Raw genomic sequence first — 25,012 nt, forward strand, 5'->3', positions numbered from 1 at the left:
CACGCCTTGGCCGAGCATCGCCATTACCCTAACGCTCGGGCCAAGCGTTGCCACCACGTTAACGTAACGAGGAATAACATCATGAAAAAGATACTCGTGGCCTGCGGCACAGGCATGTCCACCTCAACGATGATCGCCCAGCGGGTGCAGGATTACCTGTCGTCCCAAGGCATTGCGGTCACGATGTCCCAGTGCTGCTTAAACGAAATTCCCTACAACTGTAGCGGTATGGACCTCATCATCACGTCGATGAAAGTCGATAAAGACTACGGCATTCCCACGCTAAACGGCGCGCCGCTTTTAACCGGCATTAATGACGAAGCGCTGAAAGAGCAAGTCAAAGCCCTGTTGAGCCAATAGGCAGGAGGCGACATGTTTGACTATATCCTCTCACTCGGCGGAACGATATTTGTGCCGATCGTGATGATCGTTATCGGCCTCATCTTCAGGATCCCGCTGCTGCAGGCCATTAAGGCCGGCGTCACCGTGGGCATCGGCTTTGTCGGCATGGGGCTTGTGATCGTTATGGCGATAGACAGCCTGAGCCCGCCGATTAAAGTAATGATTGAGCGCTTCGGCCTGACGCTGCACGTACTGGACGTCGGCGCAGGCCCCGCTTCCGGCGTCGGCTACGCTACCGCTATCGGCGCCATGATTATCCCCGTGATATTCCTGCTTAACGTCGCCATGCTGGTCACCCGCCTGACTAAAACCATGAACGTGGACATCTACAACTACTGGCACTTCGCCATTACCGGCTCCATCGTTCAGCTGATGACCGGCAGCCTGATTTACGGCGTGTTAGGGGCTATCTGCCACGCCGCGCTGTCGCTGAAGATGGCTGACCTCACCGCCAAGCGGGTGCAAAGCATCGTCGGCCTGGACGGCATCTCTATTCCTCAAGGCTATGGCTCAAGTTCGGTGCCGCTGTTTATCCTGTTGGACAAACTCTACGGCTACATCCCTTTCCTGAAAGGGCGCAACGTAGACGCAACGGAGATTCAAAAGCGCTTCGGCATGATAGGCGACCCGGTAATTATCGGCGTCGTACTGGGGCTGGTGTTCGGCCTGGCGGCGGGCGAGAACTTTAAGGGCACCGCCGGCCTGATGATTACGGTCGCGGCTATCATGGTGCTGTTTCCGCGCATGATCCGCCTGATTGTCGAAGGGCTGATGCCGATTTCCGACGGCGCGCGTAAATTCTTCCAGCGCTACCTCCACGGGCGGGAAGTGTTTATCGGTCTGGACTCGGCGGTAACCTTAGGCCATCCGACCACCATCGCCGTCGGCCTGCTGCTTATCCCTATTATGCTGCTTATCGCAAGCATTCTACCGGGCAACAAAGTGCTGCCGCTGGCGGATTTACCGGTTGCGCCGTTCTTTATCTGTATGGCGACCGTTATTCACCGCGGCGATCTTCTTCGCACGCTGGTCAGCGGCATCATCGTAATGATTACCGTATTGCTTATCGCAACTCGCTTTGCCCCCTATTTCACCGAGATGGCCCGAAGCGGCGGCTTTAGCTTTGCAGCCGACGGGGCGTCTATTTCTGCGCTGTCGGTCGGCAATATGTTCGGCTGGTCAATAACCGAGCTCATGGCGCTGGGCGCTATCGGCGTGGTTATCGCCGTCGGCATCGTCTGCCTGGTGGTGCTGGGTCTTAGAAACAAAGAGCTGTCAGCGTGACGGCGAAATAAAGACATCATGAAGAGGAGTTATCAATAATGAGTTGGCTTAAATCCGTCATTGGGACTGAAAAAGCGGTCATCGCCATGTGTCACTTCCGCGCCCTGCCGGGAGATCCGGGGTTTGACGAAGGCAAAGGCATGAACTGGGTGGTCGATCGCGCCTATGACGACCTGATGGCGCTGCAAAGCGGCGGCGTCGACGCCGTCATGTTTTCCAATGAGTTCAGCATGCCCTATCTGACCAAGGTCAAACCGGAAACCTCCGCCGCAATGGCGCGGATCGTCGGTCAGCTAAAGTCGGAAATCAAGGTGCCCTACGGCGTTAACGTGCTTTGGGATCCGGTCGCCTCGTTCGATCTGGCGAAAGCGGTCGACGGTCTGTTCGTTCGAGAAATCTTCACTGGCGCCTACGCCAGCGACTTCGGCATCTGGAACACCAACGTCGGAGAAACCATTCGCCACCAGCATCGTATCGGCGCACAGGGCGTTAAAACCCTGTTCAACATCGTACCTGAGGCGGCGGTATATCTGGGAGAACGCGACATTCGCGCTATCGCCAAATCAACGGTGTTTAACAATCGCCCGGATGCGCTGTGCGTTTCCGGACTGACCGCCGGCAGTAAAACCGATACCGCGACGCTCAAGCTGGTGAAAGATACCGTGCCGGACACCGTCGTGCTGGCAAACACCGGCGTCTGCCTGGAAAACGTGGACGAACAGCTGGCCATCGCCGACGGCTGCGTCACGGCGACCCATTTCAAGAAGGACGGTATTTTTGAGAACTTTGTCGACGGCGATCGCGTCGCTCGCTTTATGGAACGCGTCCGCCGCATCAGGCAATAAGCGGGAACAGACGGAAAGCGTCTGCCCCGCTTAGGCTACATCCCGGTAAATACCGGCCCCCGAAGCCTTCGCCAAAAGTGATTTCGGGGGCATTAACAATATCCCAACCCTAAAAGGAGTCAACCATGTTGATTAAGGACAGTCGCACCACACAGGCGAAACGCCGCGTGCCCTCGTGGCGCGAGGCGATCGTGTTGGCAACGGCCCCGTTGGTCGAGCTGGGTTACGCCAGAGAAGAATACGGACAGGGTATCATCGACAACACGTTGGAATACGGCCCCTATTATCTGATTGCGCCAGGTATTGCCCTGCCCCACGCTCGGCCTGAGCAGGGTGCGCTCAGCAACGGTATCGCGTTTACCACGCTGGAAGAGCCGATTCCTTTTGGAAACGAAGAGTGCGATCCGGTTTGGCTGCTTATCAGCATCTGCGCGACTGACGCTCAGCGACATATAAAGACCATCCAAAGGATCGCGATGCTTTTAGAGCAAAGCGAAACGCTCGAAAAGATAAAAAGCGCCGAAGACGATCGTTCGCTTTGCCGCCTGTTACAGGCGCTGGCGCTATGAGCGTCGTTTACATACACCCTTCGCTGGCGTCGGCCAATCATTTAGCGCTGGGTGAGGAAATACGGTTGCTCTGCGGCTCGGAGATCGCCTCCCTGCATCTGGACATCGAGGACAGCAGCTTTATCCGCAATATCACTTTCGGGCTTAAGACGGCGACTCAAATCTCAGCGGCCTCGTGTTGGCCGCTGTCGGTCCATCTGATGGTGGCCGATCCTTTCCCTTGGGTAACCTGGCTTGCACCGCTGCGCCCCAAGTGGATTTTTGCGCATGCGGAAACGCTGAACAATCCGTCAGAGATTCTGACCGCGACAAGAAAAATCGGCGCCAAAGCGGGGCTGGCGTTCAACCCGGCGACGCCGCTTGCCCCCTATGATTACCTCGCCAACCGTCTCGACAGCGTCATGATAATGACCAGCGAACCGGACGGCGAGAAGCTTGCCTTCAACGAACGCCTGGTGCATAAAGTTGCTCAGGCCGCGTCGATATTTACAACAAGTGAAATATGGGCTGACGGCGGCATCACTCTGCCGTCGGCAAAAATGCTGCTTACCGCCGGAGCGCGGCATCTGGTATTAGGCCGAGCGATTTTCAGCGCTAACGATTATCCACGCCGCATAGACCAGTTCAGGGAGATAGCCAATGAGTGACAAACGCTCAGACAGAATGCGCAATCTTTTACACTACCTGTGGCAACACAAGAGTATTACTACGCGACAGGCAATAGAGCTGTTTGGCTATGCGGAAGCCTCCGTGCGACGCGACTTTGCCATTATTGCAAAGGGTTACCCCGGTATGGTGCGGCGCCACGGCGGTATTGAATTTGACGAATCCACCGTCGATCAGGAATACATCTTCGACGTCAAACAGAGCATGCAGCGGGTCGCCAAGCAGGAAATCGCCAAAGCCGCCAGAGCCATGATTACCCCCGGCGACTGCATTCTGCTGGACTCCGGTTCAACCTGTCTGGCGCTGGCCAAGCTGCTGTCTGACGTATCCGCTAAGGTCATCACCACCGACGTGAAGGTCGCTAACCAGCTCGGCAGCTACACCCAGTTGGAAAGTTACATCATCGGCGGAATGATCCGCCCCGGCTTCTTTTCCGTCGGGGAAAGCCTGGCGGTTGATATGCTAAAGCAGTTTTCCGCCGATAAAGTGTTTATGTCCTGCGACGCGCTGTCGCTGGACGATGGAATAACCAACTCGACCGTATTTGAGGTGGGCGTCAAGAAGGCCCTTATTCCGCGCGGCCGCCAGACGATACTCTTGGCCGACCACAGCAAGTTTGAGCAGGTTAAGCCCCACAGTGTCGCCACCCTGCTGTCGATAAGCTGCATCATCAGCGATGCGCTCCTGCCCGATGACGTCTATTATCGCTATCGTCAGGCGGGAATTAACATCATCAGAACGGAGGGCGCGACGTGAAGACAGCCGTAATCTTCGATATGGACGGCGTGTTGGTTGACTCAGAGCCGGTTTGGGTCGAGGTGGAAAAAGAGATCTATCTTCATCGCTACGGCATACGCTTGACCGATGAAGACTTTAGGGACACCGCAGGCGTTCGTATTGATAAGGTGCTCACGATGCACCATCTTCGCTACGGCCTGCCGCTGCAAGAAATATCGGCACGCGTATCGGACATCGTGACCGAAGTTGGCAACCGCATTCAATCCGCCCCTGAGCCTATGCCCGGCGTAGAAACGCTGCTTAACGCGCTACGCGGGCACGGCATTCCGCTGGCGGTAGCCTCCTCCTCCCCTCAAAAGCAGATAGAACGCGTATTGAGCGCCCTCGGCCTGACCCACTACTTCTCCCATCTCGTTTCTGCCGAAGGGCTAATCAACGGAAAACCGCACCCTGCCGTGTTCCTGCTGGCCGCAGAGGCGCTCGGCGTTGAGCCAGAAAGCTGTATTGTGATTGAGGACGCGGTCAACGGTGCGATAGCCGCCAAGGCGGCCCAGATGCGGGTTATCGTAATACCGGCGCCAGAAGCCCGTTCCGACAGGCGATTTGGCATTGCCGATGGGCAAATTGATTCGCTTAGTGAGGCGTGGCCGCTTATTGAAACGTTACTTCGTTAGCAGAACGCCTAACGCTTAATATAAATAAACGCTTGCCCCTTATTTAAGGGCTAATCCTCCTCTCCTATTGTTATTCAAAGTTGCGCAACGCTTCGCAATAAACAGCCGTGAGCTATTTACGAGCCCAGCTCGACTGGGTAATGCTGTCCTTCGGCATATATTTGGCATCACTTATCAGGCTGATTGAGTATTGCTTAGATGTAATGCTAGGCCTTATTTAATCATCGATATATTAAACGCCACCTCTATGTGAAATATCCGCATTAATAAGATACATCGACTGCGGACGAAGAGATTCTTTTACTACAAAGGATCAGCAAGGGGCTGAAACGGGAAAACCCCTACCGAAGCAGGGGTCTAAAGAGGAAAGGGACATGATGAGGTTAGTCATCATCGTGGTGCTTCTGGTAATAAGCTTGCCGGCTAACTAGAGCGCCAGAGCGGGGGAAACCCCGCTCACCCTTTGTCTTCACTCTAGGTTAAAAAAAGAGCACTGTCAACAGCCGTATCGCAGCGCAAAAACCATCAGTATCATGATGTTCACGTTCCTTATGGGGAACAAATGCTATTATTGGCGTAGTTCAGTTTGGTGGAATGCTATCTGGAATCAATAAGAGCAAACAATGAATTTTGAAAAGCTAAATAAGTTAACGTTTACAACAGTGAATCCTGATAATAACTATGTTTGCTGGGATTCAGAGTATTCCCCTATGGCTCCCGTAGAACAGGATTATCTGGCGCTAGAAGTCTGTTTTACCGTTCGCCATGGCGTTATTGAATTAGACGGAATTAATTCCGCGTCGATATAGCTGGCCTGAGCGTAGAAACAAAAACGCCGGAAGGTTATTCTTCCGGCGTTTATTTTACATTAACGACAACTTACAGCGCCGCAATCGTCGCCTTCTGCTCCAAAAGCTTAGCCTTGGCGTCCGCGTAGCTAACCAACTTTTCGCGCTCTTTGGCGACTACCGCCTCCGGCGCGCGGGCGACGAAGCCTTCGTTCGACAGCTTGCTCTCGATGCGGGCGATTTCGTCCTCAATGCGCGTCACCTCTTTGGTTAAACGCTCAAGCTCGGCCTCTTTATCGATAAGCCCCGCCATCGGGATCAAAAGCTCGGCGCCGTCCACCAGCTTAGTGACCGACACCGGCCCCTTGTCGCCCGCGGGCAGAACGGTAACGCCCGTCAGGCGCGCCAGCGTGTTGATGAAGGATTCGTTTTCCTGAACGCGCCTTGCCGCATTGGCGTCGGCGTCGCGCAGCAGCACCTCAAGCGGCTTGCTCGGCGCAATGTTCATCTCGGCGCGAATGTTGCGCACCGCGACGATCGCCTGCTTGATCCACTCCAAATCGGCCAGCGCCTGCTCGTCGTTAAGCCGCTCGTCGTATTCCGGCATCGGCTGCAGCATGATGGTGTCTGCCGTAATGTTTCTAAGCGTCTTCACGCGCTGCCAGATGGTCTCGGTAATGTACGGGATAATCGGGTGCGCCAGGCGCAGCAGCGCCTCCAGCACCTGCACCAGCGTGTGGCGCGTGCCGCGCAGCTCAGCCTCGGAGCCGCCGTTCATCACAGGCTTTGTCAACTCCAAATACCAGTCGCAGAACTGGTTCCAGGTGAACTCGTACAGGATTCCGGCCGCCATGTCGAAGCGATAGCCGTCCAACGCGTCGCGATAGGCCTTCACCGTGCGGTTAAACTCGGCCAGGATCCAGCGGTCCGCCAGAGAGAGCGCCATTTCGCCGCCGTTCTGGCCGCAGTCGTGGCCTTCGGTGTTCATCAACACGAAACGGCTGGCGTTCCACAGCTTGTTACAGAAGTTGCGGTACCCCTCCAGGCGCTTCATGTCCCAGTTGATGTCGCGGCCGGTTGAAGCCAGCGCCGCCAGCGTGAAGCGCAGCGCGTCGGTGCCGTGCGGCTCGATGCCGTTCGGGAACTGCTTCTCGGTGCGCTTGCGGATTTTTTCCGCCAGCTGCGGCTGCATCATGTTGCCGGTGCGCTTTTCCAACAGGTCTTCCAACGAGATGCCGTCAATCATATCCAGCGGGTCAATAACGTTGCCCTTGGACTTGGACATCTTCTGCCCTTCTTCATCGCGAATCAGCCCGGTAACGTAAACGTGCTTGAACGGCACCTGCGGCTTGCCGTCTTCATCCTTGATAAAGTGCATGGTCAGCATGATCATGCGCGCGATCCAGAAGAAGATGATGTCAAAGCCGCTGACCAGTACGTCGGTCGGGTGGAAGGTACGCAGATCTTCGGTGTTTTCCGGCCAGCCCAGCGTGGAGAAAGTCCACAGACCGGAGGAGAACCAAGTATCCAGCACGTCTTCGTCTTGAGAAAGCGCAACGCCCGGCGCAATGCCGTTTTCTTTGCGAACTTCTTCCTCGTTGCGGCCAACGTAAACGTTGCCCTCGGCGTCGTACCACGCGGGAATACGATGGCCCCACCACAGCTGGCGAGAGATACACCAGTCCTGAATATCGCGCATCCAGGAGAAATACATGTTCTCGTACTGCTTCGGCACAAACTGGATGTCGCCGTTTTCTACCGCTTCGATAGCGACTTTGGCCAGCGGCTTGGTGCGAACGTACCACTGATCGGTCAGCATCGGCTCAATCACCACGCCGCCGCGATCGCCGTAAGGCACCGTCAGGTCGTGCGGTTTAATTTCGTCAAGCAGACCGGCAGCCTCAAACGCGGCGACCACCGCTTTGCGAGCGGCGAAGCGCTCTAAGCCGCGCAGCGCTTCGGGAAGTTCGGCAGAATAAGCTTCGCTGGGTTCGCCGTTGGTGTCGAATACTTCGGCGACGTCGCGGATTTCGGCGTCGAAGGTGAAAATATTGATCATCGGCAGGGCATGACGACGGCCGACTTCATAGTCGTTAAAGTCGTGCGCTGGCGTTATCTTCACGCAGCCGGTGCCCTTTTCCATATCGGCGTGCTCGTCGCCGACGATAGGAATGCGGCGGTTAACCAGCGGCAGAACGACGAATTTGCCGATCAAATCCTTATAGCGAGGATCTTCCGGGTTAACGGCCACGCCGGTATCACCCAGCACCGTTTCCGGACGGGTGGTAGCAACCACCAGATAGTCTTTGCCTTCGGCGGTCTTGACGCCGTCCGCCAGCGGATAGCGCAGGTGCCACATAGAGCCTTTGGTTTCACGGCTTTCCACTTCCAGATCGGATATCGCGGTGCGCAGCTTCGGATCCCAGTTGACCAGACGTTTGCCGCGGTAGATCAGATTCTCTTTGTACAGGCGAACGAACACCTCTTTCACCGCGTCAGACAGGCTTTCGTCCATGGTGAAACGCTCGCGGTCCCAGTCAACGGACGCGCCCAGACGGCGCATCTGGCGGGTAATAGTGCCGCCGGACTCCGCCTTCCACTGCCAAATCTTGTCGATGAAGGCTTCGCGTCCGTAGTCGTGACGGGTCTTGTTCTCTTCCGCCGCAATCTTGCGTTCAACCACCATCTGGGTCGCAATGCCCGCGTGGTCGGTTCCTGCCTGCCAAAGCGTGTTTTTACCCTGCATGCGCTGATAGCGGATCATGGCGTCCATGATGGTCTGTTGGAAAGCGTGCCCCATGTGGAGGCTGCCGGTGACGTTCGGCGGAGGAATGACGATGCAGTAGCTTTCTTTGTCTTTATCACCGTTCGGCTTGAAATAGCCGCTCTCTTCCCACTGCTTATACAGGGACTGCTCAATCTCTTGCGGGTTGTATGTTTTTTCCATGGTCTTCTTAATGTCGTTCAAAAAGGTGGCGGCGTTGCCGTCGAAAGGTTAAAACCGACGCTGCGATACACTTTATAACGCTCGCGCGCCTGCTGTTTCAGACTGTCCTCATGGGGCACAAAGTCTACCACTTCATAGAAAGCGGTGGCAAAGTCGGGAAACGCTACTTGCAGATTAATCAGAAGATCGCGAGGCATATTGCTGCGCTTGCCCGGCCAGCACAGCTCAACCGGCGCGCCGTACTTCGGCCCCTCGCCAACCAGGCTATGGGGAACAAACGACGACGCGTCGCGAGCCCACAGCGCTTCGTCCAGACGCTCGGCCTGCGCCTGAGAATCACAGGCGATAAGGATACGTTTCCCCATGCGCCAACGCTCCGCGGCAAGATGGCAGGTTAACGCCTCGACGGGCGTCAGGCCTGCCGACAGGTCATCGTTTTCCAATATATAGAATGTCGCACTCTTCATAACGGCCGGTAGCGAATCTCTTCACGTAATGGTCAGAGGCCCGCGAACGGGCCTCTGAAGGATTTAAACCTGCGCCGCTACCGGTTAAGGCTGCGGCGCGCAGCGGGCTGAAGCGGTGCTTCAGCGCTGTTACTCTTCAAAGCTTTGACCGGCGCGGTTCAACAAGAACTGCGTCAGCAGCGCGACCGGGCGGCCGGTTGCGCCCTTGGCCTTGCCGGAGCGCCAGGCGGTGCCGGCGATGTCCAGATGCGCCCAGCTGTACTTGCGGGTAAAGCGGGACAGGAAGCAGCCAGCGGTAATCGCACCGGCAGGACGACCGCCGATGTTCGCCATATCGGCAAAATTGGAGTCCAGCTGCTCTTGGTATTCGTCGTTCATCGGCAAACGCCACGCGCGATCGCCCGCCTGTTCTGAGGCGTTAAGCAGCTCGGAAGCCAGCGGATTATGGTTGGACATAAGCCCGGAAATCTGGTGGCCAAGCGCAACGATACAGGCGCCCGTCAGGGTCGCAACGTCGATAACCACGTCAGGCTCGAAGCGCTCCACGTAGGTCAGCACGTCGCACAGCACCAGCCGCCCTTCCGCGTCGGTATTAAGCACTTCGACCGTCTGGCCGGACATGGTCGTCAGCACGTCGCCGGGGCGATAGGCGCGCCCGCCCGGCATGTTCTCACAGCCGGCCATAACGCCAACGATGTTGAGCGGAAGCCCAAGTTCGGCGGCGGCGCGCATTACGCCGTAAACCGACGCGGCGCCGCACATATCGTACTTCATCTCATCCATGCCTTCCGCAGGCTTGATGGAGATGCCGCCGGAGTCAAAGGTAAGCCCTTTGCCGACTAAAACAATAGGCTTGGCGTCAGCCGCCGGGTTGCCGCGATATTCAATCACCGACATCAGGGATTCGTTCTGCGAACCTTGGCCCACCGCTAAATAGGCGTTCATGCCCAGCTCTTTCATCTGCTGTTCGCCGATCACGCGCGTGGCCATGCTGTCGCTGTAGGCGTCCGCTAACTGACGCGCCTGAGAGGCCAGATAGGCTGCGTTACAAATGTTCGGCGGCATGTTGCCCAGATCTTTCGCCGCCTTCACGCCGGCGGCAATCGCCAGACCGTGGGCGATAGCGCGCTCGCCGCAGGTCAGCTCGCGGCGAGTCGGCACGCTGAACACCAGCTTGCGCAGCGGGCGGCGCGGCTCAACCTTATTGCTCTTCAACTGGTCGAAAATGTAGAGCGTCTCTTTCGTCGTCTCTACCGCCTGACGCACGTTCCAGTAGGTGTTGCGCCCCTTAACGTGCAGCTCTGTTAAAAAGCACACCGCTTCCATTGAGCCGGTATCGTTAAGGGTGTTGATGGTCTTCTGAATGACCTGCTTATACTGACGCTCGTCCAGCTCGCGCTCTTTACCGCAGCCGATAAGCAGAATGCGTTCAGACAAAATGTTGGGCACATGGTGCAACAGCAGAGACTGACCGACTTTGCCCTCAAGCTCGCCGCGGCGCAGCAGCGCGCTGATGTAGCCATCGCTGATTTTATCCAGCTGTTCGGCGATCGGCGACAAGCGACGAGGTTCAAAAACGCCGACGACAATACAGGCGCTACGCTGTTTTTCCGGGCTACCGCTCTTTACACTGAACTCCATGCACTCTCCTGAATCTTAAAGAGACAAGGCCAAGCGGTTGAGGATAAAATGACCATCGGCTCACCGCCCACCTGAAGTTTTCATTAACACGACACATTTCGTGTTAATATTTCTGCGTATTAATACTATTATTAGCTCTACTATTTATTACTACGAGATGCCTGCCATTATGGTGGATGTTAGTAAAAATAGCGAATTAACCAAGAAAGTATCGGCTTTCCTGCAAAAAAACAAGTTTTCACAGGCGTATTTAACTTGATAATCATTAGATATCTGATCCGAGAAACGTTCAAGAGCCAAGTCGCGATCCTGTTCATCCTGTTGCTGATTTTCTTCTGTCAGAAACTGGTCAGGGTTTTGTCTATGGCCGTTGATGGTGATATTCCGGCAAACCTGGTGTTTTCCCTGCTTGGCCTGGGCGTTCCGGAAATGGCGCAGCTTATACTGCCGCTAAGCCTGTTTCTTGGCATTTTAATGACCTTCAGCAAGCTGTATTCGGAAAGCGAAATCACGGTTATGCACGCCTGCGGCCTGAGTAAAAACGTTCTGCTGGTCTCAGCGCTCGCGCTTTCGGTGGTAACGGGCGTAGCCGCCGCCGTCAATGCGCTTTGGTTTAGCCCGATGTCGGCCATCAGTCAGGAAAAAATCATCGCCGACGCCAAAGCCAACCCCAGCCTCGGCGCGCTGGTCGAAGGGCAGTTTCAAACCTCGCAGGACGGCAACGCCGTACTGTTCGTCGGCAGCGTAGACGGCAACCAGTTCAACGACGTTTTTCTGGCGCAGCTTCGCCCTTCCGGCAACCAGCGCCCTTCCGTCGTAGTGGCGGACAAGGGCCACATTGAATCAGATAACCTCGGCAACCAGCGTATCTTCATGGATAAGGGCACTCGCTATGAGGGCACCGCCATGCTGCGCGATTTCCGCATTACCGACTTTAACCACTATCAGGCCGTCATCGGCCATCAGGAAGTGACGCTGGACGACGGCGACGTAGAGCAGGCCAGCTTCCGCACGCTGATGGATACCGATACCCATCAGGCCAAGGCCGAAATGAACTGGCGTCTGACGCTTATCATCTCCGTCCCGCTGATGGCGCTATTGGTCGTTCCCCTAAGCGAAGTGAACCCGCGTCAAGGGCGAGTGGTCAGCATGCTGCCGGCCATGCTGCTGTATCTGCTTTATTTCCTGCTGCAAAGCTCCCTTAAGTCCAACGCCGCCCGCGGGAAAATCGACCCTATGATGTGGACCTGGGTCGTCAACCTTGCCTATCTGGCGTTGGGCATTATGCTCAACCTGTGGGACTCCATACCTATGCGCCGCCTGCGTGCAAAACTGAAGGGAGCGGCATAACTATGTTTAGCGTATTGGATCGCTACATCGGTCGGACTATCTTCAGCACCATTATGGCCACCCTGTTCATGCTGGTGAGCCTGTCAGGCATTATCAAGTTTGTCGACCAGCTGCGCAAAACCGGCAAAGGCGACTATGACGTCTGGGGCGCAGGGCTTTATACGCTGCTAAGCGTGCCGAAGGACATCGAAGTGTTTTTCCCCATGGCGGCGCTGCTCGGCGCGCTGTTGGGCCTGGGCATGTTGGCGACCCGCAGCGAACTGGTCGTCATGGAGGCCTCCGGCTTCACGCGGCTGCAGATCGCCAGCGCCGTGATGAAAACGGCGATCCCGCTGGTATTGCTGACGATGGCCATCGGCGAATGGGTCGCCCCCATCGGCGAACAGACGGCGCGCAACGTGCGCGCCCAGATGCTATACGGCAGCTCGCTGCTGTCTACCAAGGACGGCATGTGGGCAAAGGATAATCACGACTTCATCTACATTCAGAACGTCGTCGATCAAAACGAGCTCTCCGGCGTCAGCATCTACCACTTCGACAATGCGCGTAAGCTGATATCAGTGCGCTACGCCGGTACGGCGACGTACGATAAAGACAAGCAAAGCTGGATACTGTCTCAGGTAGACCAGTCAGACCTAAGCCAGACGAATAAAATCGTCGGCACTCAAACGCTAAACGAAGAGTGGAAAACCAACCTGACGCCGGACAAGCTAGGGGTGGTCGCTATGAACCCAGAATCTCTGTCCGCCAGCGGGCTGTATGAATACAGCCAGTATCTCAAGCAAAGCGGGCTGGAAGCCAACCGCTATTCTCTGCTGTTCTGGAAGAAAATTTTCACGCCGATATCTGTTGCGGTGATGATGCTGATGGCCCTGTCGTTTATCTTCGGGCCGCTTCGCAGCGTGCCGATGGGCGTGCGGGTCGTCACGGGCATCGCCTGCGGCTTCGTTTTTTACGTGCTCAACGAGATTTTTGGGCAGTTCAGCAGTATCTACAACGTTCCCTCAATGCTGGGGGCGCTATTGCCCAGCGCCGCTTTCCTCCTGCTCAGCCTGCTTCTTCTCAGGCGAAGACAGTAGTCCGAGGGCCTCTTTCAAACCGCTCATGCTGAAAGAGGCCTTATTTAAAGAAACGCAAATCGCGTTGCAACGCGTGTAACTCACGGTTAACATTCACCGCAATGCTTTTCTTTTATTGAGGCTTTGCGCTTGCTGCTATGCATTTACGTTGGCTGACCGGCACGTTTTTCATCCTGGCTTTGCTGTTTTCCGGCGCGGCGTTTTCCGCACCGGCGTTCGGCTGTGCTCATGCCGGTCAGGAAGCTAGCGTGTCAGAACACCATCACGCAGCAGCAAAAGCCGATACGTCCTGTCAAACCCACTGCATTGACGCCGCCCACTGCGCGCAGTGCATCTTTGCGCTTCCTTCCGTTTCGCTCACGTTCAGCGGCGAAGCGGAACGCGAGCCGTACCGCGTCGACAACCAGCGTAAGTTTTCCCGCTCGCTGTCTCCCGAGCCGCATCCTCCCAGAAGTTATCGTTTTTAATCTATTTTTATTACCAAGATAACGTAACTTTTTGACGCAGGGTTTTGCTCTGCGCCTGCTCCGCTACCGTGCGGAAAAGAGAGGATATTTATATGAATCGCAGACTGTTTTTAACCAAGATCGCCGCCGCCGTAGGCGCCCTGGCCGCCACCAACGTTATGGCGCAGCGAGGAGCGATGGACCACTCATCAAACGGGCACGGCATGGACCACGGACAAATGCAGGGCCACGACATGCCAAACGGCGGTATGAGCAGCCATATGGGAGCGAGCAAGCTGCTGCCGGAATCGGCGCTGCCGCAGGGAAATCCGCTTCCCGCGCTGCCCAAGCTTGCCAACCGCAGCGGTAAAGGCGGCGTATTCACCGCTAGCCTTACGGCAAAACCCGTTAGCGTTGAGCTGGCTGACGGCCTGATGACCGAATTCTGGGCCTACAACGGCCAGATCCCCGGCCCGGCGATAGAGGTTTTTGAAGGCGACACCGTTGAAATCACGTTTAAAAACGAGCTGCCCCAGCCGACGACGCTCCATTGGCACGGCCTGCCCGTCCCACCCGATCAGGACGGCAACCCACAGGACGAAGTCGCCCCCGGCGCAAGCCGCACCTATCGCTTCACCTTGCCGCAAGGCTCGGCGGGCACCTACTGGTATCACCCCCACGGCCACAACACCGTTGCCGAGCAGGCCTTTCGCGGGCTGGCGGGCGCCTTTATCGTCAAGCCGAAGCAGGACGGACTGTCCCACATTCCGGTACAGGACTGGCTTATCTCGGACCTGAAGCTTAATGCCGATGGAAAGATCGCCGACAACTCGATGATGGACTGGATGAACGGCCGCGAAGGCCAGTTCGTGCTGATTAACGGCGCGCTTCGCCCGCAAATGTCGCTCAACGGCGCAACCCGCGCTCGACTGTGGAACGCCTGCTCCGGCCGCTACCTCAACCTGGCGCTGAGCGATGCCGACGTTTACGTTATCGGCACCGACGGCGGCCTGATTGAGCGACCGCACAAGGTTGACGCGCTGCTGCTGACGCCGGGCGAGCGGGCCGAAGTGCTGATTGTTCCAACCAATACCGGCCAACAGAACCTGCGCTCACTCTCCTACGACCGCGGCAAGATGGGCTGCAGCGGCGTAGAGGGCGAGCGTATTCTGGCGGCAGTCTCTATGACGCAGGGGAATATGCCGACGCTGCCGAACCCGCTTCGCACCCTGCCTGCGCTAGGCCAGCCTACGGCGACAAAAACGTTGGAATACACGGAAACTATGGAAATGGGCAAAGGCATGTCCGGCATGAACTTCCTGATCAACGGCAAGAAGCACGATCTTAACCGCATCGATCTAACCAGCCGGGTAAACGAGGTTGAAGAGTGGGAAATCTTCAATAACTCCCACATGGACCACAACTTCCACCTGCACGGCACGCAGTTCACCGTCGTGGACTATCGGCTTAATGACCAGGTGAGAAAACCCGACTACGTGGGGCACAAAGACACCGTCAACCTTAAACCCTACGAGCGCGTGCGCATCAGGATGGTCCAGCATCATAAGGGCATTCGCATGTACCACTGCCATATTCTTGAGCATGAAACGCTTGGCATGATGGGGCAGTTGGAGGTGGTTTAGCCATCTGAAGACGGGGCTCACTAGAGCCCCGTTTAGCTTACAGCGAAGCAATCTCCCAACGGCTCTCAATAAACAGCGGTGAATCCTTAGTCACTACCGTCGGCGCGGTGTTTACGCCGTTTGGAGGGCCAGACAGCGGCTCGACGCAGGCGGCGTCGGGCTGTTTGTCGAACACCACCATCGATGGCGCTTTCGAGCTCATCGTCAGGCGCACTTTCCCCGGCCAGAGCAGCTCGGCGGACATGCCGTTTTCAAAACCGAAGCAGTCGTCCCACGGGCCAGGCCTCGGTGCGATGCGCCTGCCGGTGGGCAGCTCGTTGTCACCAGGCTCTTCCTGCCAGTCGGCGCTAAATGATACTTGCAGCTGTTCGTCAGCCGCACCCACCGGCGCCTGGCTCACGTATTCCTCGTCGCCGGTCCATTTGGCGAACCACGGGTGCCAGCCGGCCGCTGCCGGGAAGCGCTCTCCATCGCTTTTAACCAAAAGGCTAACCGTCAGCGCGTTATCCTTCAGAGAAAAGCGCTGGATCACCTCGCCCTTCCACGGCCAGGGCTTATCCAACTTCAGCCTGAACGCGGCCTCGGTCGGCGACGCATCAACAATTTCCCACGCGCCAAAGCAGGCCATGCCGTGCAGCGCGTGGGGCGGTTTGTTCATCGGCAGCGGGTAGCTTTTTCCTTCAAAATTCAACTCGGCTCCGCCCATGCGACCAACCCACGGCATCATGGGGAAACAGCCGTACTGAAACGCTCTTCGCTGCGGGTTCCACTGGCGCAGCAGCTCATAGCCAAACGCGTTGAGAGACGCGATCCGGCAGCCGTCCTGCGGATAGATAACCGCCCGCAAATCGCCGCTGGCAATCTCGATTTTCTCCCCTCTCGGCCCTGGCCAGGGAGCGTCAAACGCGCGGCGAACCGCCAGGTAGGGGCTTTCTTCTGTGCTTATTGTCATAACCCAATCCTTATTTCTTTAAAAAACGGTCTTCGCCTACTGCGTTTCCTGCTGGCGAATAAGCCGTACGCAGATAAACGAAACGGCGGAAATCAACGCGAAGTAAGCGGCCACGAGCCAGGGCTTACCGCCGCCGAGCGCCAGCAACGAGGAGGCGATAAGCGGCGTCATACCGCCCAAAATGGCGGAGAACTGATAGGCGAAGGAGAGGCCGGTATAGCGAACCTTAGTGCCGAACATGCGGGTGAACATCGTCGGCTGAACGGCAAACATCATGGTCGGGCCGAAGTTATAGCCGATAATCATCGCCAGGCAGATAGCCAGCGGCTGCTGGGTTCCCAGAAGCCAGAAGAACGGAAAAGCGAAAACGATGCAAAACGCCGCACCGGCGGTATAAAAAGCGCGCTGGCCAAAGCGATCGGACAGCCAGCCGATAAGCGGGCAGGAAATCAGCCCAATCGCAGAGGCGATAAGCATCCCCGTCAGAGGGATTTGTCGGTCCATCGCCAGCTGCGTTGAGAGATAGGCGATGCCGAACGCGTTGATAATATTGGAAGAGACGGTTTCGGCCAGCCGCGCGCCCAGCGCCAGAAAAATGTTGCGCGGATGCTTGCGAAACAGCTCGACGATCGGCAGAGATTCTTTTTTAAGAACCTCCTCCGACGGCCTTTCGCTCATCGGCACCGTCAGAATCTCACGCTTTTGCACCATGTTTTCACGCCTGGCGCTTTTAAAATCGCCGGTTTCTTCGGTATGCAGGCGGATATACATTCCTACCACCAGCATTACCGCCGACAGCATGAAAGGAATACGCCACCCCCAGTCCATAAACTGTTCCGGCGTCAAAAGCCAGTTACACAGCGCAAATACGCCGGTGGCCAGCATAATGCCCGCCGAAGCCGCCGTCTGGGGCAAAGAGCCTAAAAAGCCCCGCTTGTGCTCAGGCGCGGACTCAATGGTCATCAGCGCCGCACCGCCGTACTCACCGCCCAGGCCGAAGCCCTGAACCAGCCGCAGCACGACCAGAAGCGCCGGCGCCCATACGCCCGCGCTGGCGTAGGTCGGCAACAGGCCGATAAGGAACGTCGACAGGCCGACGATAATCAGTGTCCAAATCAGCGTCACCTTACGGCCAACTCTGTCGCCATAGTGGCCAAAAACAATGCCCCCCAGCGGACGCGCCAAAAAGCCTACGCCAAAGGTAGCGAAGGCGGCAATAGTGCCTACGATGGGATCTTCCTGTGGGAAGAACAGCGGCCCGAATACCAGACCCGCCGCCGTGCCAAAAATAAAGAAGTCGTACCATTCCAACAGCGCGCCGGCAAAGCTGGCGGCGACCACCCGACGCATCGCCGCGTCTGACAGCCGATTGTTGGAGGCGCCGTTATTATTATTCGTCTTCATCGCTTGCTTCCTTCTACGGCGGAGGCCGCCGGCGCAAAACGCCGGCGACGCGCGTTACTCATGTCGAGAACGATTTTCACTAAGCTCTGCCAGCACCGCTTCATCCTCGGCGTCAACGTTGGCGCCAATCGGCTCCCAGCGGATACACAGACAGGTGGCAAAGCCAATGAAAGGAACAATCGCCAGCCAGTAGAAGGCCTGAGTGTTCAGGCTTCCCCACAGCATCGGCCAGAAGATAAGCCCGGCAATGGCGCCAGTCCGCATGATGGCGCGAGCAAAGCCAACCCCGGCGGGGCGAATGCTTGGCGGGTAGGAGAGCGTCGCAATCGTCATGCCAAGCCCTCCCGGTCCGGCTGAGTGGAAGAAGATGATAGAGCCCAACAGTACCAGTGACAGCCATGGGTTAGTGGTCGCAAGCGCCCCCAGAGCCAGCAGCGCAATCGTCACCATGGCGAACCCAATCATGGACTGGCGGCGTGAACCTACTTTGCTGACGATAAGCGAACCAATAGCACCGCCGGTTACGCCGCACAGGGCGTTAACCACCGCCGAGCCCGTCAAAGCGCCGGACAGGCCGCCGCTGAGAATGCCCGCCAGCGTCAGCGGCAGGTAAACGCCCACGGCGTTGTACTGCCACGCCTGCATCGTCGCGACGATGCAGCCCAAGATCGTGCGGCGGCGGTAGGTCTTATTGAACAAAACGGAGTAAGCGCCTTCAATCTTGGCCTTTTGCTCAACCTGCTGCGCCTTCTGAACGTTTTCGGCGACCTCGGCGTCAATGCCATAGCGCGCTTTCAGTATTCGGCAGGAAAGGTCGTACTGACCTACTCGAGCCGCCCACATGGCAGACTCGCCGATAAAAACGTAGCGAAGGATCATCACCAGCACGGCAAACGCGGCGCCAATAAAGATACCGTAGCGCCACAGGTGGCTTTCCGTGACGTCGGCAAAATGCAGCGGGATCAGCACCAGATACACTATCGTCGTAGACACGTACCATCCCATTTGCCACAGGTTTACCGATGAACCCGACTTCTTCGACGACGTTCCGCGAAGTTCAGCTACCGCGCTGGTCGCCAGCGGGAAGTCGATGCCTAAGCCAAAGCCCATAATCACGCGGGCGACGAGCACCCACCAGATGTTTGGCGCAAAGGCGACCGACAGCGCCCCCAGCGTACACAGGCCCATACCAATCAGAAACGCCCTGCGCTGCCCAAAGGTATTGATAACCCGGTTAGCCAGCAGCCCGCCGACCAGCGCGGCAATCAGCACTGAAGCGTTGACCGTCGCGGCAAGGCCGGGAGAAATGCCGAACTCGGCGGCAATGTATTTGTTGCCAAAACCCACCATCGCCGCCTGATAGGCATCGATAAGAATGCCTCCCAGCGCGATTAAAACGATGCCAATGTTAGAGCGAAGCGCAGAATTGCGGTTAACGATGTCGATCACGTCCTGCGGACGGCTTATCCGATAAGACGTTAAGGCTGTAGAGCACGTCATTGAGGTGTCCTTACTATTTCAGTAATAGTGTTATTGTTGTCGTTATAGTCTGAAATCAGGCTCCCCCGTATGGAGAGAGCCAAGGGCGTCAGTCAATCAGTCCTTATCGAACTGGATAAGCACTTTAATAGAGTCCGATTCTTTCGCTCTGGCGAAGGCCTGCGACGCCTGCTCGACCGGGAAAACGTCCGTCACCAGATCGCGAGTATCAAAGCGGCCGTCGGCCAGCCACTCAATCACCGCGTCAAAGTCTTCGGGAACGTACATGCCGGAACTGAGCAGGTCGCGCTCAAAGCGCTGCATGCTCGGCAGCGGGATCTCGCGGTTTCCGCTCGGTACGCCCATGCAGATAACGGTGCCGCCCGCCATCACCTTGGTGCAGGCTTCCATCAGCGTCGCCTGAGCGGCCACCACGTCGATAACGCCGGTAAAGCGTTCGTCGGAGCTCAGTTCGCCCGGAGCCAGCGCTCTGGAAGCGCCGAACTTCAGCGCCAGTTCGCGCTTCTTGGCGTCCGGCTCAACGACGGTAATCTTTTGCGCCCCCATAATGTGCAGCGCCTGAACCACCGACAGGCCGATAGTGCCCGCGCCAATCACCAGCACGATTTCCCGCGCCGCTTCCGGCAGCCGGTTTACGCAATGGCGCGCACAGGCCGCAGGTTCGGCGAAGGCCAGCACGCTAAGCGGCAGCGACTTGGGTGCGATATGGAGATTGCGGGCCGGCACGACGTGAGAAGAGCGGGCAAACCCCGGCGCGCGGAAGCCCGCGACCTGCGGCGGCTCGCACAGATTGAAGCGCCCGGCCTTACAGGCGCGGCACTCCATGCAGGCCATAATCGGGTCGACCACCACGTGGTCGCCAACGCTGACGTTGGTCACATTCGAGCCAATCTCAGTCACCCTTGCCGCAATTTCATGGCCGGGAACGATGGGCGGCTTGGCAAACGGATGGCCGTCGGCCAGAACGTGCAGATCGGAGCCGCAGATGCCCATATAAACGGGAGCGATACGCACCTCACCGGGCGCCAGCGCCTTATCCTCAACGTCGCGGTGTTCCGTTACTACCTGGCCTACGGCCGAGAACAGGACATTTGTCACTTTACTCATAATGGCAACCTTATCTAATAAAAAAGAAACCGGAGTCAGCCTGTTGCAAGGCGGCGTTAAAAGTCCGCCGCTCTGTTACTGCTTCCAAACAGGCGAATTTTTTCTTTTACTCTTTCTTTCATAAAGTCCGTTCCGCGGCCAAGAGAAAGGGCCAGCGTGTATTCATGCGGATCGTTGCCCAGCACGTCCAACACGCCTTCGGTAAAGGCCTGACGCAGTTCGGTATCCACGTTGACCTTCGCTACGCCCAGCTCAACGGCTTTGCGAATTTGCTCGTCGGGCACGCCGGAGCCGCCGTGCAACACGATGGGTTTTTTCACCGCGTCGCGAATTTCCGCCAGTCGACCGAACGCCAGCTTGGGTTCCTGCTTGTAGATACCGTGCGCAGTGCCGATGGAAACGGCCAAATAGTCAACGGTAGTGCCCTGAGAGAACGAGAGCGCTTCTTCACAGCTGGTAATAAAGGCCTCTTTTTCATCAACGGAGATATCGTCTTCCGTACCGCCGATTTTACCTATTTCGCCTTCACATCCTATGCCCAAAGCGTGTGAAACGTCGGCGACCGCACGGGTTATTCTCACGTTCTCGTCAAAGCTCAGGTGGGAGCCGTCAAACATCACCGAATGGAAACCGGCGCGCACGGCCTGCATGGTTTGCTCAAAGCTGCGGCTGTGATCCAGATGAATACACACCGGCACGTCGCACTCGGTCATAAAGGCGTCCACCATTGCCTTCATCGGCTGTAATCCCAAGGTGTTTATCACCCGTTGGCCGATTTGAAGCATCACCGGCGCGCGCTCTTCCTTCGCGGCCAAAAGCACAGCGCGAATGGTTTCGGCATTGTGGACGCTGAAGGCGCCGATGGCGTAACCGCCCAGCCAGGCCCGTTGGATCATCTGTTTTCCCGATATGTACGGCATAGTTGTCTCTCTTAGTGTTTCTCTGTTCTTCATGAATTACGTTAATCAGCTGCTCGCCCCGCAAGCTGACGAACCTGAGCTAAAATGGCCGTCCAGTCCTGCCGCCCTCTTCCCGCCGCGCGAGCCAAGCTGTAAACCTCCCGCGCCGCCGCGCCCAGAGGCGTTGGCACCTTAAGCTGGTTGGCGACGTCCAGCGCGATACCCAAATCCTTATGCGCCAGGTCGATCATGAACGACGGAGTCAGATCGCCCTTGAGCACCTTGTTCGGCCAGCTGGTGGTAAAGTGCCCCTTACCGGCCGGCGTGTTGGACATCACCTTGACGGCCACCTCAAGCGGCAGTCCCAGCGCTTCGCACATTACCGCCGCTTCGGCCGACAGCGCGTTGAGCGCAATACTCATGTAGTTGTTAATCAGCTTGACGCGGATCCCCATGCCCGGCCCTTCGCAGTTGACCAGCTCGGACCCCATGCACATCAGAATTGGCGTCGCCCGCGCGACCTGCTCCGCCGTTCCCCCCGCCAGAATCAACAGCGTGCCGGCGATGGCGTGATCCGACGTGCGCCCTACCGGTGCGTCCATATAGCTAAACCCGGCTTCGCTCATGCGCTGGCAAAGGCGATCGCTGTGCAGCGGGTGGATAGTCGACATGTCGATGACCAGCGCATCTCGTCTGAGCGTTTGCGTCACTCCCCGCTCGCCAAACAGAACGTCCTGAACCAGATCGCCGTTCGGCAGCATGGTAATCACGAACTCCGCGCCTTTGGCGGCCTCCGCGGGGCTGGCTGCCGCTGCGACTCCCAATTCGCCAAGCGTAGCCACTGCCTGAGCATTTATGTCATATACCGTCAGCCGGTGTCCTTTCTTAATCAGATTGGTCGCCATCGGAGACCCCATCTGTCCCAGCCCTATAAAGGCTATATCCGCCATTTCCCCCTCCTATCACTCTTGACTGAAAATGTCATTTTTTGTCATTTACCGGAATTGAATTGATGATATTTGTAGTTTTTAGTAATTAAAGTGACACCAATCACTCTTTTGGCATTTAAATGAATTAAAATGGACACAATGAGATCAACATCTGACAATGACGACAAAAATGAAAAAAGGAGTCTTACCATGCTGAAGATCGCCTGCGTTGGCATCGCGGTTCAGGATCGCCTCTATTACGTAGACTCACTGCCGGACGGCGGCGGCAAATACGTTGCCCACGACTATAAGGAGATCGGCGGAGGCCCCGCCGCCACGGCAGCGGTAGCCGCGGCCAGGCTGGGCGCCAGCGTTGACTTTATCGGCCGACTGGGCGATGACGCCGCGGGGAAAACCCTGCTGGCAGACCTGGAGCAGGAAGGCGTTAGCGTGTCTCTAACCCGCGTGTACTCCAACGCCCGCTCATCCCAGTCCGCCATTCTGGTTGACCGCCAGGGAGAGCGGATCATCATCAACCACCCCAGCCCCGAACTGCTAAGCGATGCCGCCTGGATGAGCGACATTGATTTTTCACAGTACGACATGGTGTTGGCCGACGTCCGCTGGCATGAAGGCGCGGAATGCGCCCTAAAACGCGCCCGAGAAGTCGGCGTTCCGACGCTTTTGGATGCAGACCTGACGCCGCAGGACATACGTTCTCTGGTCGCGCTGGCGGACCACGCCGTGTTCTCCGAGCCGGGCCTTAAGAAAATGACGGGAGAAAGCGATGCGCTGACAGGCCTCAAGCTTGCCGCCGACGCGACGCCGGGCATCGCCTACGTAACGCAGGGCTCAAAGGGCTGCGCGTGGATAAATAAAGGTCGACTGAATCATAAAGCCGGGTTTACCGTTCAGGCGATCGACACCACCGGCGCCGGGGACGTTTTCCACGGCGCGCTGGCCTACGCGCTGGCAGAGAAACAGGAAATCAGCGATGCCGTTCGCTTCGCCAACGCGGTTGCCGCGCTGAAGTGTACGCGCCCCGGAGGGAGGGAAGGTATTCCAACGCGCTCACAAACAGACGATTTTTTGTCACATTCAGTATAAAATGGACAAATACAGTCTTATGTGATGTCAATTAATGGGAGAGCTAACGTGACATTGACGGAGCTGACGGGAAATCCCAGGCACGACCGCCTGATTTCACTCATCGCCGAGCGCGGCTACATGAATATTGACGATCTTGCGCAAATTCTGGACGTATCGACCCAAACCGTACGCCGCGATATTCGAAAGCTGAGCGAAATGGGCTTTATCTCCCGCCACCACGGAGGGGCCGGGCGAGCCTCCAGCGTGATCAACACCGCCTTCGAACAGCGGGAAATCTCCTACACCCAGGAGAAAATCGCCATCGCGCAGGCAATAGCTGACTATATCGAAGACGGCAGCACGCTGTTTATCACTATCGGCACCACCGTTGAGCAGGTCGCCAGGGCGTTGGAGGGTCGCAAAGATCTGCGCATTATCACCAACAGCCTGCGCGTCGCCCATCTTCTCTATAAGCATACGGAGTTCGAAGTGATGGTGCCCGGCGGCACCATTCGTCGCCACAACGGGGGGATCATCGGCCCGAGCGCCGTCGCCTTCGTCGAGGGCTTTCGCGCCGACTATCTCATCACCAGCATGGGTGCGCTGGAGAGCGACGGCAGCATTCTGGAGTTTGACGTCAACGAAGCGGCGGTCGTTAAGGCGATGATCGCCCACTCCCGCAGCCTGCTGCTGGCGGCGGACCATACCAAATATCACGCCTCAGCGGCAGTGGAAATCGGCAACGTCAGCCAGGCAAGGGCGCTGTTTACCGATGAAATGCCGCCAACGCAGCTCACATCCCGGCTGAAACAGCATCAGGTCGAGATCCACATCGTTCAGGCGGAAAAAGAAGAGTAAGCCTGCCGTAACCGCCGGTCCCTCCCCAAAAGAGGCGACCGGCGATTCGTTTGGGCTTATTTGGAATTCAGCAGGGCTAAAAACTTCGCCATCCACTGAGGATGCGCAGGCCAGGCGGGCGCAGTCACCAGGTTGCCGTCAACGTGCGCCTGATCGATGCCGATGTCGGCATATTCACCGCCGCTTAGGCGAACTTCCGGCGCACAGGCCGGGTAAGCGCTACAGGTACGCCCTTTCAGAATACCGGCAGCGGCCAGCAGCTGAGGCCCGTGGCACACGGCGGCGATCGGCTTACCCGCTTTGTCGAACGCCTTCACGATATCGATAACCTCTTGATTAAGGCGAAGGTATTCAGGGGCGCGACCGCCGGGGATCACCAGCGCATCGTAGTCCTGTGCCTTGACGGTGGAAAAGTCAGCATTCAGCGTAAAACGGTGGCCCGGCTTTTCGCTGTAGGTCTGTGCGCCGTCAAAGTCGTGGATAGCCGTCTGAATATAGTCACCCTTGGCCTTGCCGGGGCACACCGCGTCAACCTGATGCCCCACCGTCAGCAGCGTCTGGAACGGCACCATGGTTTCATAGTCTTCGGCGTAGTCGCCGACCAGCATTAAAATACGTTTTGGCGTTGTCATTGCGACTCCTTTTAGATGAATTGATTTACTGCCTAACTAATAGTACACGGCGATAAAAATTCTGCCGCTGCCCCAGTGGTTATTTTCATATCAGTTAAGCGTT

24 protein-coding genes are annotated in these 25,012 nt (G+C 57.1%); 14 read left to right on the forward strand and 10 right to left on the reverse strand.

Translation table 11 applies throughout. From position 1 onward, the window contains the following. The first annotated feature begins 81 nt into the window (after positions 1-81). The 8 genes from sgcB (at position 82) to G544_RS22140 (ending at position 5,609) form a co-directional block, all read left to right on the forward strand. Positions 82-360, forward strand: a complete 279-nt coding sequence (sgcB, locus tag G544_RS0108145; protein ID WP_161624114.1) for a PTS sugar transporter subunit IIB SgcB — start codon at positions 82-84, stop codon at positions 358-360. A gap of 12 nt (positions 361-372) precedes the next feature. Continuing rightward, entirely contained in the window at positions 373-1,686 is a 1,314-nt protein-coding gene (sgcC, locus tag G544_RS0108150; protein WP_027274136.1) for a PTS sugar transporter subunit IIC SgcC, read from the forward strand. 38 nt (positions 1,687-1,724) lie between these two features. After that, on the forward strand, positions 1,725-2,531 hold the full coding sequence (locus G544_RS0108155; RefSeq protein ID WP_027274137.1) for a BtpA/SgcQ family protein: 807 nt from the start codon (positions 1,725-1,727) through the stop codon (positions 2,529-2,531). 128 nt (positions 2,532-2,659) lie between these two features. After that, positions 2,660-3,100 carry a PTS sugar transporter subunit IIA gene (locus tag G544_RS0108160; protein WP_027274138.1) on the forward strand — a complete coding sequence of 147 codons (441 nt, stop codon included), beginning with the start codon at positions 2,660-2,662 and terminating at the stop codon, positions 3,098-3,100. Further along, on the forward strand, positions 3,097-3,747 hold the full coding sequence (locus G544_RS0108165) for a beta/alpha barrel domain-containing protein (RefSeq protein ID WP_027274139.1): 651 nt from the start codon (positions 3,097-3,099) through the stop codon (positions 3,745-3,747). The genes G544_RS0108160 and G544_RS0108165 overlap by 4 nt, the downstream gene beginning before the upstream one ends. Next, positions 3,740-4,522 (forward strand): DeoR/GlpR family DNA-binding transcription regulator, encoded by a 783-nt coding sequence (locus G544_RS0108170; protein WP_027274140.1) that lies wholly within the window; start codon positions 3,740-3,742, stop codon positions 4,520-4,522. The genes G544_RS0108165 and G544_RS0108170 overlap by 8 nt, the downstream gene beginning before the upstream one ends. After that, positions 4,519-5,178, forward strand: coding sequence for a hexitol phosphatase HxpB (gene hxpB, locus G544_RS0108175; RefSeq protein WP_027274141.1), 660 nt, complete (start codon positions 4,519-4,521; stop codon positions 5,176-5,178). The genes G544_RS0108170 and hxpB overlap by 4 nt, the downstream gene beginning before the upstream one ends. A 374-nt stretch (positions 5,179-5,552) precedes the next feature. Next, the gene (locus G544_RS22140; protein ID WP_134389254.1) at positions 5,553-5,609 is read left to right on the forward strand and encodes a type I toxin-antitoxin system Ibs family toxin; all 57 of its coding nucleotides are present in this window, start codon (positions 5,553-5,555) and stop codon (positions 5,607-5,609) included. 448 nt (positions 5,610-6,057) lie between these two features. Here the strand turns inward: G544_RS22140 and G544_RS0108185 are convergent, their stop codons facing one another. The 3 genes from G544_RS0108185 to pepA form a co-directional block, all read right to left on the reverse strand. Then, positions 6,058-8,913, reverse strand: a complete 2,856-nt coding sequence (locus tag G544_RS0108185) for a valine--tRNA ligase (protein ID WP_027274143.1) — start codon at positions 8,911-8,913, stop codon at positions 6,058-6,060. A gap of 17 nt (positions 8,914-8,930) precedes the next feature. Then, positions 8,931-9,380: a DNA polymerase III subunit chi gene (locus G544_RS0108190; protein WP_027274144.1), complete on the reverse strand. Its 450-nt coding sequence runs from the start codon at positions 9,378-9,380 to the stop codon at positions 8,931-8,933. Positions 9,381-9,509: 129 nt separating this feature from the next. Next, positions 9,510-11,021, reverse strand: a complete 1,512-nt coding sequence (pepA, locus tag G544_RS0108195) for a leucyl aminopeptidase (protein WP_027274145.1) — start codon at positions 11,019-11,021, stop codon at positions 9,510-9,512. Between the two features lie 255 nt (positions 11,022-11,276). On the opposite strand from pepA, the gene lptF reads away from it, so the two are divergent. The 4 genes from lptF to G544_RS0108215 all read left to right on the forward strand — a co-directional run bounded on the left by lptF (position 11,277) and on the right by G544_RS0108215 (position 15,539). Next, positions 11,277-12,371, forward strand: coding sequence for an LPS export ABC transporter permease LptF (gene lptF / locus G544_RS0108200; RefSeq protein WP_027274146.1), 1,095 nt, complete (start codon positions 11,277-11,279; stop codon positions 12,369-12,371). 2 nt (positions 12,372-12,373) lie between these two features. Then, a complete protein-coding gene (gene lptG / locus G544_RS0108205) occupies positions 12,374-13,450 on the forward strand; it encodes an LPS export ABC transporter permease LptG (RefSeq protein WP_027274147.1) in 1,077 nt (358 codons plus the stop codon). A gap of 137 nt (positions 13,451-13,587) precedes the next feature. Beyond that, positions 13,588-13,917 carry a hypothetical protein gene (locus tag G544_RS0108210; RefSeq protein WP_027274148.1) on the forward strand — a complete coding sequence of 110 codons (330 nt, stop codon included), beginning with the start codon at positions 13,588-13,590 and terminating at the stop codon, positions 13,915-13,917. Between the two features lie 92 nt (positions 13,918-14,009). Continuing rightward, on the forward strand, positions 14,010-15,539 hold the full coding sequence (locus G544_RS0108215) for a multicopper oxidase family protein (RefSeq protein ID WP_027274149.1): 1,530 nt from the start codon (positions 14,010-14,012) through the stop codon (positions 15,537-15,539). A gap of 37 nt (positions 15,540-15,576) precedes the next feature. Here the strand turns inward: G544_RS0108215 and G544_RS0108220 are convergent, their stop codons facing one another. The 6 genes from G544_RS0108220 to yihU all read right to left on the reverse strand — a co-directional run bounded on the left by G544_RS0108220 (position 15,577) and on the right by yihU (position 22,351). Continuing rightward, positions 15,577-16,491 (reverse strand): aldose epimerase family protein, encoded by a 915-nt coding sequence (locus G544_RS0108220; RefSeq protein ID WP_027274150.1) that lies wholly within the window; start codon positions 16,489-16,491, stop codon positions 15,577-15,579. A gap of 36 nt (positions 16,492-16,527) precedes the next feature. Further along, positions 16,528-17,895 carry an MFS transporter gene (locus G544_RS0108225; protein ID WP_051155641.1) on the reverse strand — a complete coding sequence of 456 codons (1,368 nt, stop codon included), beginning with the start codon at positions 17,893-17,895 and terminating at the stop codon, positions 16,528-16,530. Between the two features lie 54 nt (positions 17,896-17,949). After that, on the reverse strand, positions 17,950-19,395 hold the full coding sequence (locus G544_RS0108230) for an MFS transporter (RefSeq protein WP_027274152.1): 1,446 nt from the start codon (positions 19,393-19,395) through the stop codon (positions 17,950-17,952). 96 nt (positions 19,396-19,491) lie between these two features. Beyond that, entirely contained in the window at positions 19,492-20,502 is a 1,011-nt protein-coding gene (locus G544_RS0108235) for a zinc-dependent alcohol dehydrogenase (protein ID WP_027274153.1), read from the reverse strand. A 56-nt stretch (positions 20,503-20,558) separates the two neighbouring features. Then, positions 20,559-21,422 carry a class II fructose-bisphosphate aldolase gene (locus G544_RS0108240; protein WP_027274154.1) on the reverse strand — a complete coding sequence of 288 codons (864 nt, stop codon included), beginning with the start codon at positions 21,420-21,422 and terminating at the stop codon, positions 20,559-20,561. 41 nt (positions 21,423-21,463) lie between these two features. After that, positions 21,464-22,351 carry a sulfolactaldehyde 3-reductase gene (gene yihU / locus G544_RS0108245; protein WP_027274155.1) on the reverse strand — a complete coding sequence of 296 codons (888 nt, stop codon included), beginning with the start codon at positions 22,349-22,351 and terminating at the stop codon, positions 21,464-21,466. A gap of 189 nt (positions 22,352-22,540) precedes the next feature. On the opposite strand from yihU, the gene G544_RS0108250 reads away from it, so the two are divergent. Both G544_RS0108250 and G544_RS0108255 read left to right on the forward strand, forming a co-directional pair. Continuing rightward, positions 22,541-23,437, forward strand: a complete 897-nt coding sequence (locus G544_RS0108250; RefSeq protein WP_027274156.1) for a sugar kinase — start codon at positions 22,541-22,543, stop codon at positions 23,435-23,437. Positions 23,438-23,485: 48 nt separating this feature from the next. Then, positions 23,486-24,277 (forward strand): DeoR/GlpR family DNA-binding transcription regulator, encoded by a 792-nt coding sequence (locus tag G544_RS0108255; protein ID WP_027274157.1) that lies wholly within the window; start codon positions 23,486-23,488, stop codon positions 24,275-24,277. Positions 24,278-24,333: 56 nt separating this feature from the next. On the opposite strand, the gene G544_RS0108260 is transcribed toward G544_RS0108255, so the two are convergent. Continuing rightward, on the reverse strand, positions 24,334-24,909 hold the full coding sequence (locus G544_RS0108260) for a DJ-1/PfpI family protein (RefSeq protein ID WP_036023607.1): 576 nt from the start codon (positions 24,907-24,909) through the stop codon (positions 24,334-24,336). Positions 24,910-25,012 lie beyond the last annotated feature (103 nt).

Source organism: Leminorella grimontii ATCC 33999 = DSM 5078 (assembly GCF_000439085.1).
GTDB classification, from domain to species: Bacteria; Pseudomonadota; Gammaproteobacteria; order Enterobacterales; family Enterobacteriaceae; genus Leminorella; species Leminorella grimontii.

Excerpts from the sequence above, each read along its gene's own strand:
- sgcB (WP_161624114.1), top strand. The coding sequence starts at position 82 with ATGAAAAAGATACTCGTGGCCTGCGGCACAGGCATGTCCACCTCAACG.
- sgcC (WP_027274136.1), top strand. The coding sequence starts at position 373 with ATGTTTGACTATATCCTCTCACTCGGCGGAACGATATTTGTGCCGATC.
- G544_RS0108155 (WP_027274137.1), top strand. The coding sequence starts at position 1,725 with ATGAGTTGGCTTAAATCCGTCATTGGGACTGAAAAAGCGGTCATCGCC.
- G544_RS0108165 (WP_027274139.1), top strand. The coding sequence starts at position 3,097 with ATGAGCGTCGTTTACATACACCCTTCGCTGGCGTCGGCCAATCATTTA.
- G544_RS0108170 (WP_027274140.1), top strand. The coding sequence starts at position 3,740 with ATGAGTGACAAACGCTCAGACAGAATGCGCAATCTTTTACACTACCTG.
- G544_RS0108185 (WP_027274143.1), bottom strand. The coding sequence starts at position 8,913 with ATGGAAAAAACATACAACCCGCAAGAGATTGAGCAGTCCCTGTATAAG.
- G544_RS0108190 (WP_027274144.1), bottom strand. The coding sequence starts at position 9,380 with ATGAAGAGTGCGACATTCTATATATTGGAAAACGATGACCTGTCGGCA.
- pepA (WP_027274145.1), bottom strand. The coding sequence starts at position 11,021 with ATGGAGTTCAGTGTAAAGAGCGGTAGCCCGGAAAAACAGCGTAGCGCC.
- lptG (WP_027274147.1), top strand. The coding sequence starts at position 12,374 with ATGTTTAGCGTATTGGATCGCTACATCGGTCGGACTATCTTCAGCACC.
- G544_RS0108210 (WP_027274148.1), top strand. The coding sequence starts at position 13,588 with ATGCATTTACGTTGGCTGACCGGCACGTTTTTCATCCTGGCTTTGCTG.
- G544_RS0108215 (WP_027274149.1), top strand. The coding sequence starts at position 14,010 with ATGAATCGCAGACTGTTTTTAACCAAGATCGCCGCCGCCGTAGGCGCC.
- G544_RS0108220 (WP_027274150.1), bottom strand. The coding sequence starts at position 16,491 with ATGACAATAAGCACAGAAGAAAGCCCCTACCTGGCGGTTCGCCGCGCG.
- G544_RS0108225 (WP_051155641.1), bottom strand. The coding sequence starts at position 17,895 with ATGAAGACGAATAATAATAACGGCGCCTCCAACAATCGGCTGTCAGAC.
- G544_RS0108230 (WP_027274152.1), bottom strand. The coding sequence starts at position 19,395 with ATGACGTGCTCTACAGCCTTAACGTCTTATCGGATAAGCCGTCCGCAG.
- G544_RS0108235 (WP_027274153.1), bottom strand. The coding sequence starts at position 20,502 with ATGAGTAAAGTGACAAATGTCCTGTTCTCGGCCGTAGGCCAGGTAGTA.
- G544_RS0108240 (WP_027274154.1), bottom strand. The coding sequence starts at position 21,422 with ATGCCGTACATATCGGGAAAACAGATGATCCAACGGGCCTGGCTGGGC.
- yihU (WP_027274155.1), bottom strand. The coding sequence starts at position 22,351 with ATGGCGGATATAGCCTTTATAGGGCTGGGACAGATGGGGTCTCCGATG.
- G544_RS0108250 (WP_027274156.1), top strand. The coding sequence starts at position 22,541 with ATGCTGAAGATCGCCTGCGTTGGCATCGCGGTTCAGGATCGCCTCTAT.
- G544_RS0108260 (WP_036023607.1), bottom strand. The coding sequence starts at position 24,909 with ATGACAACGCCAAAACGTATTTTAATGCTGGTCGGCGACTACGCCGAA.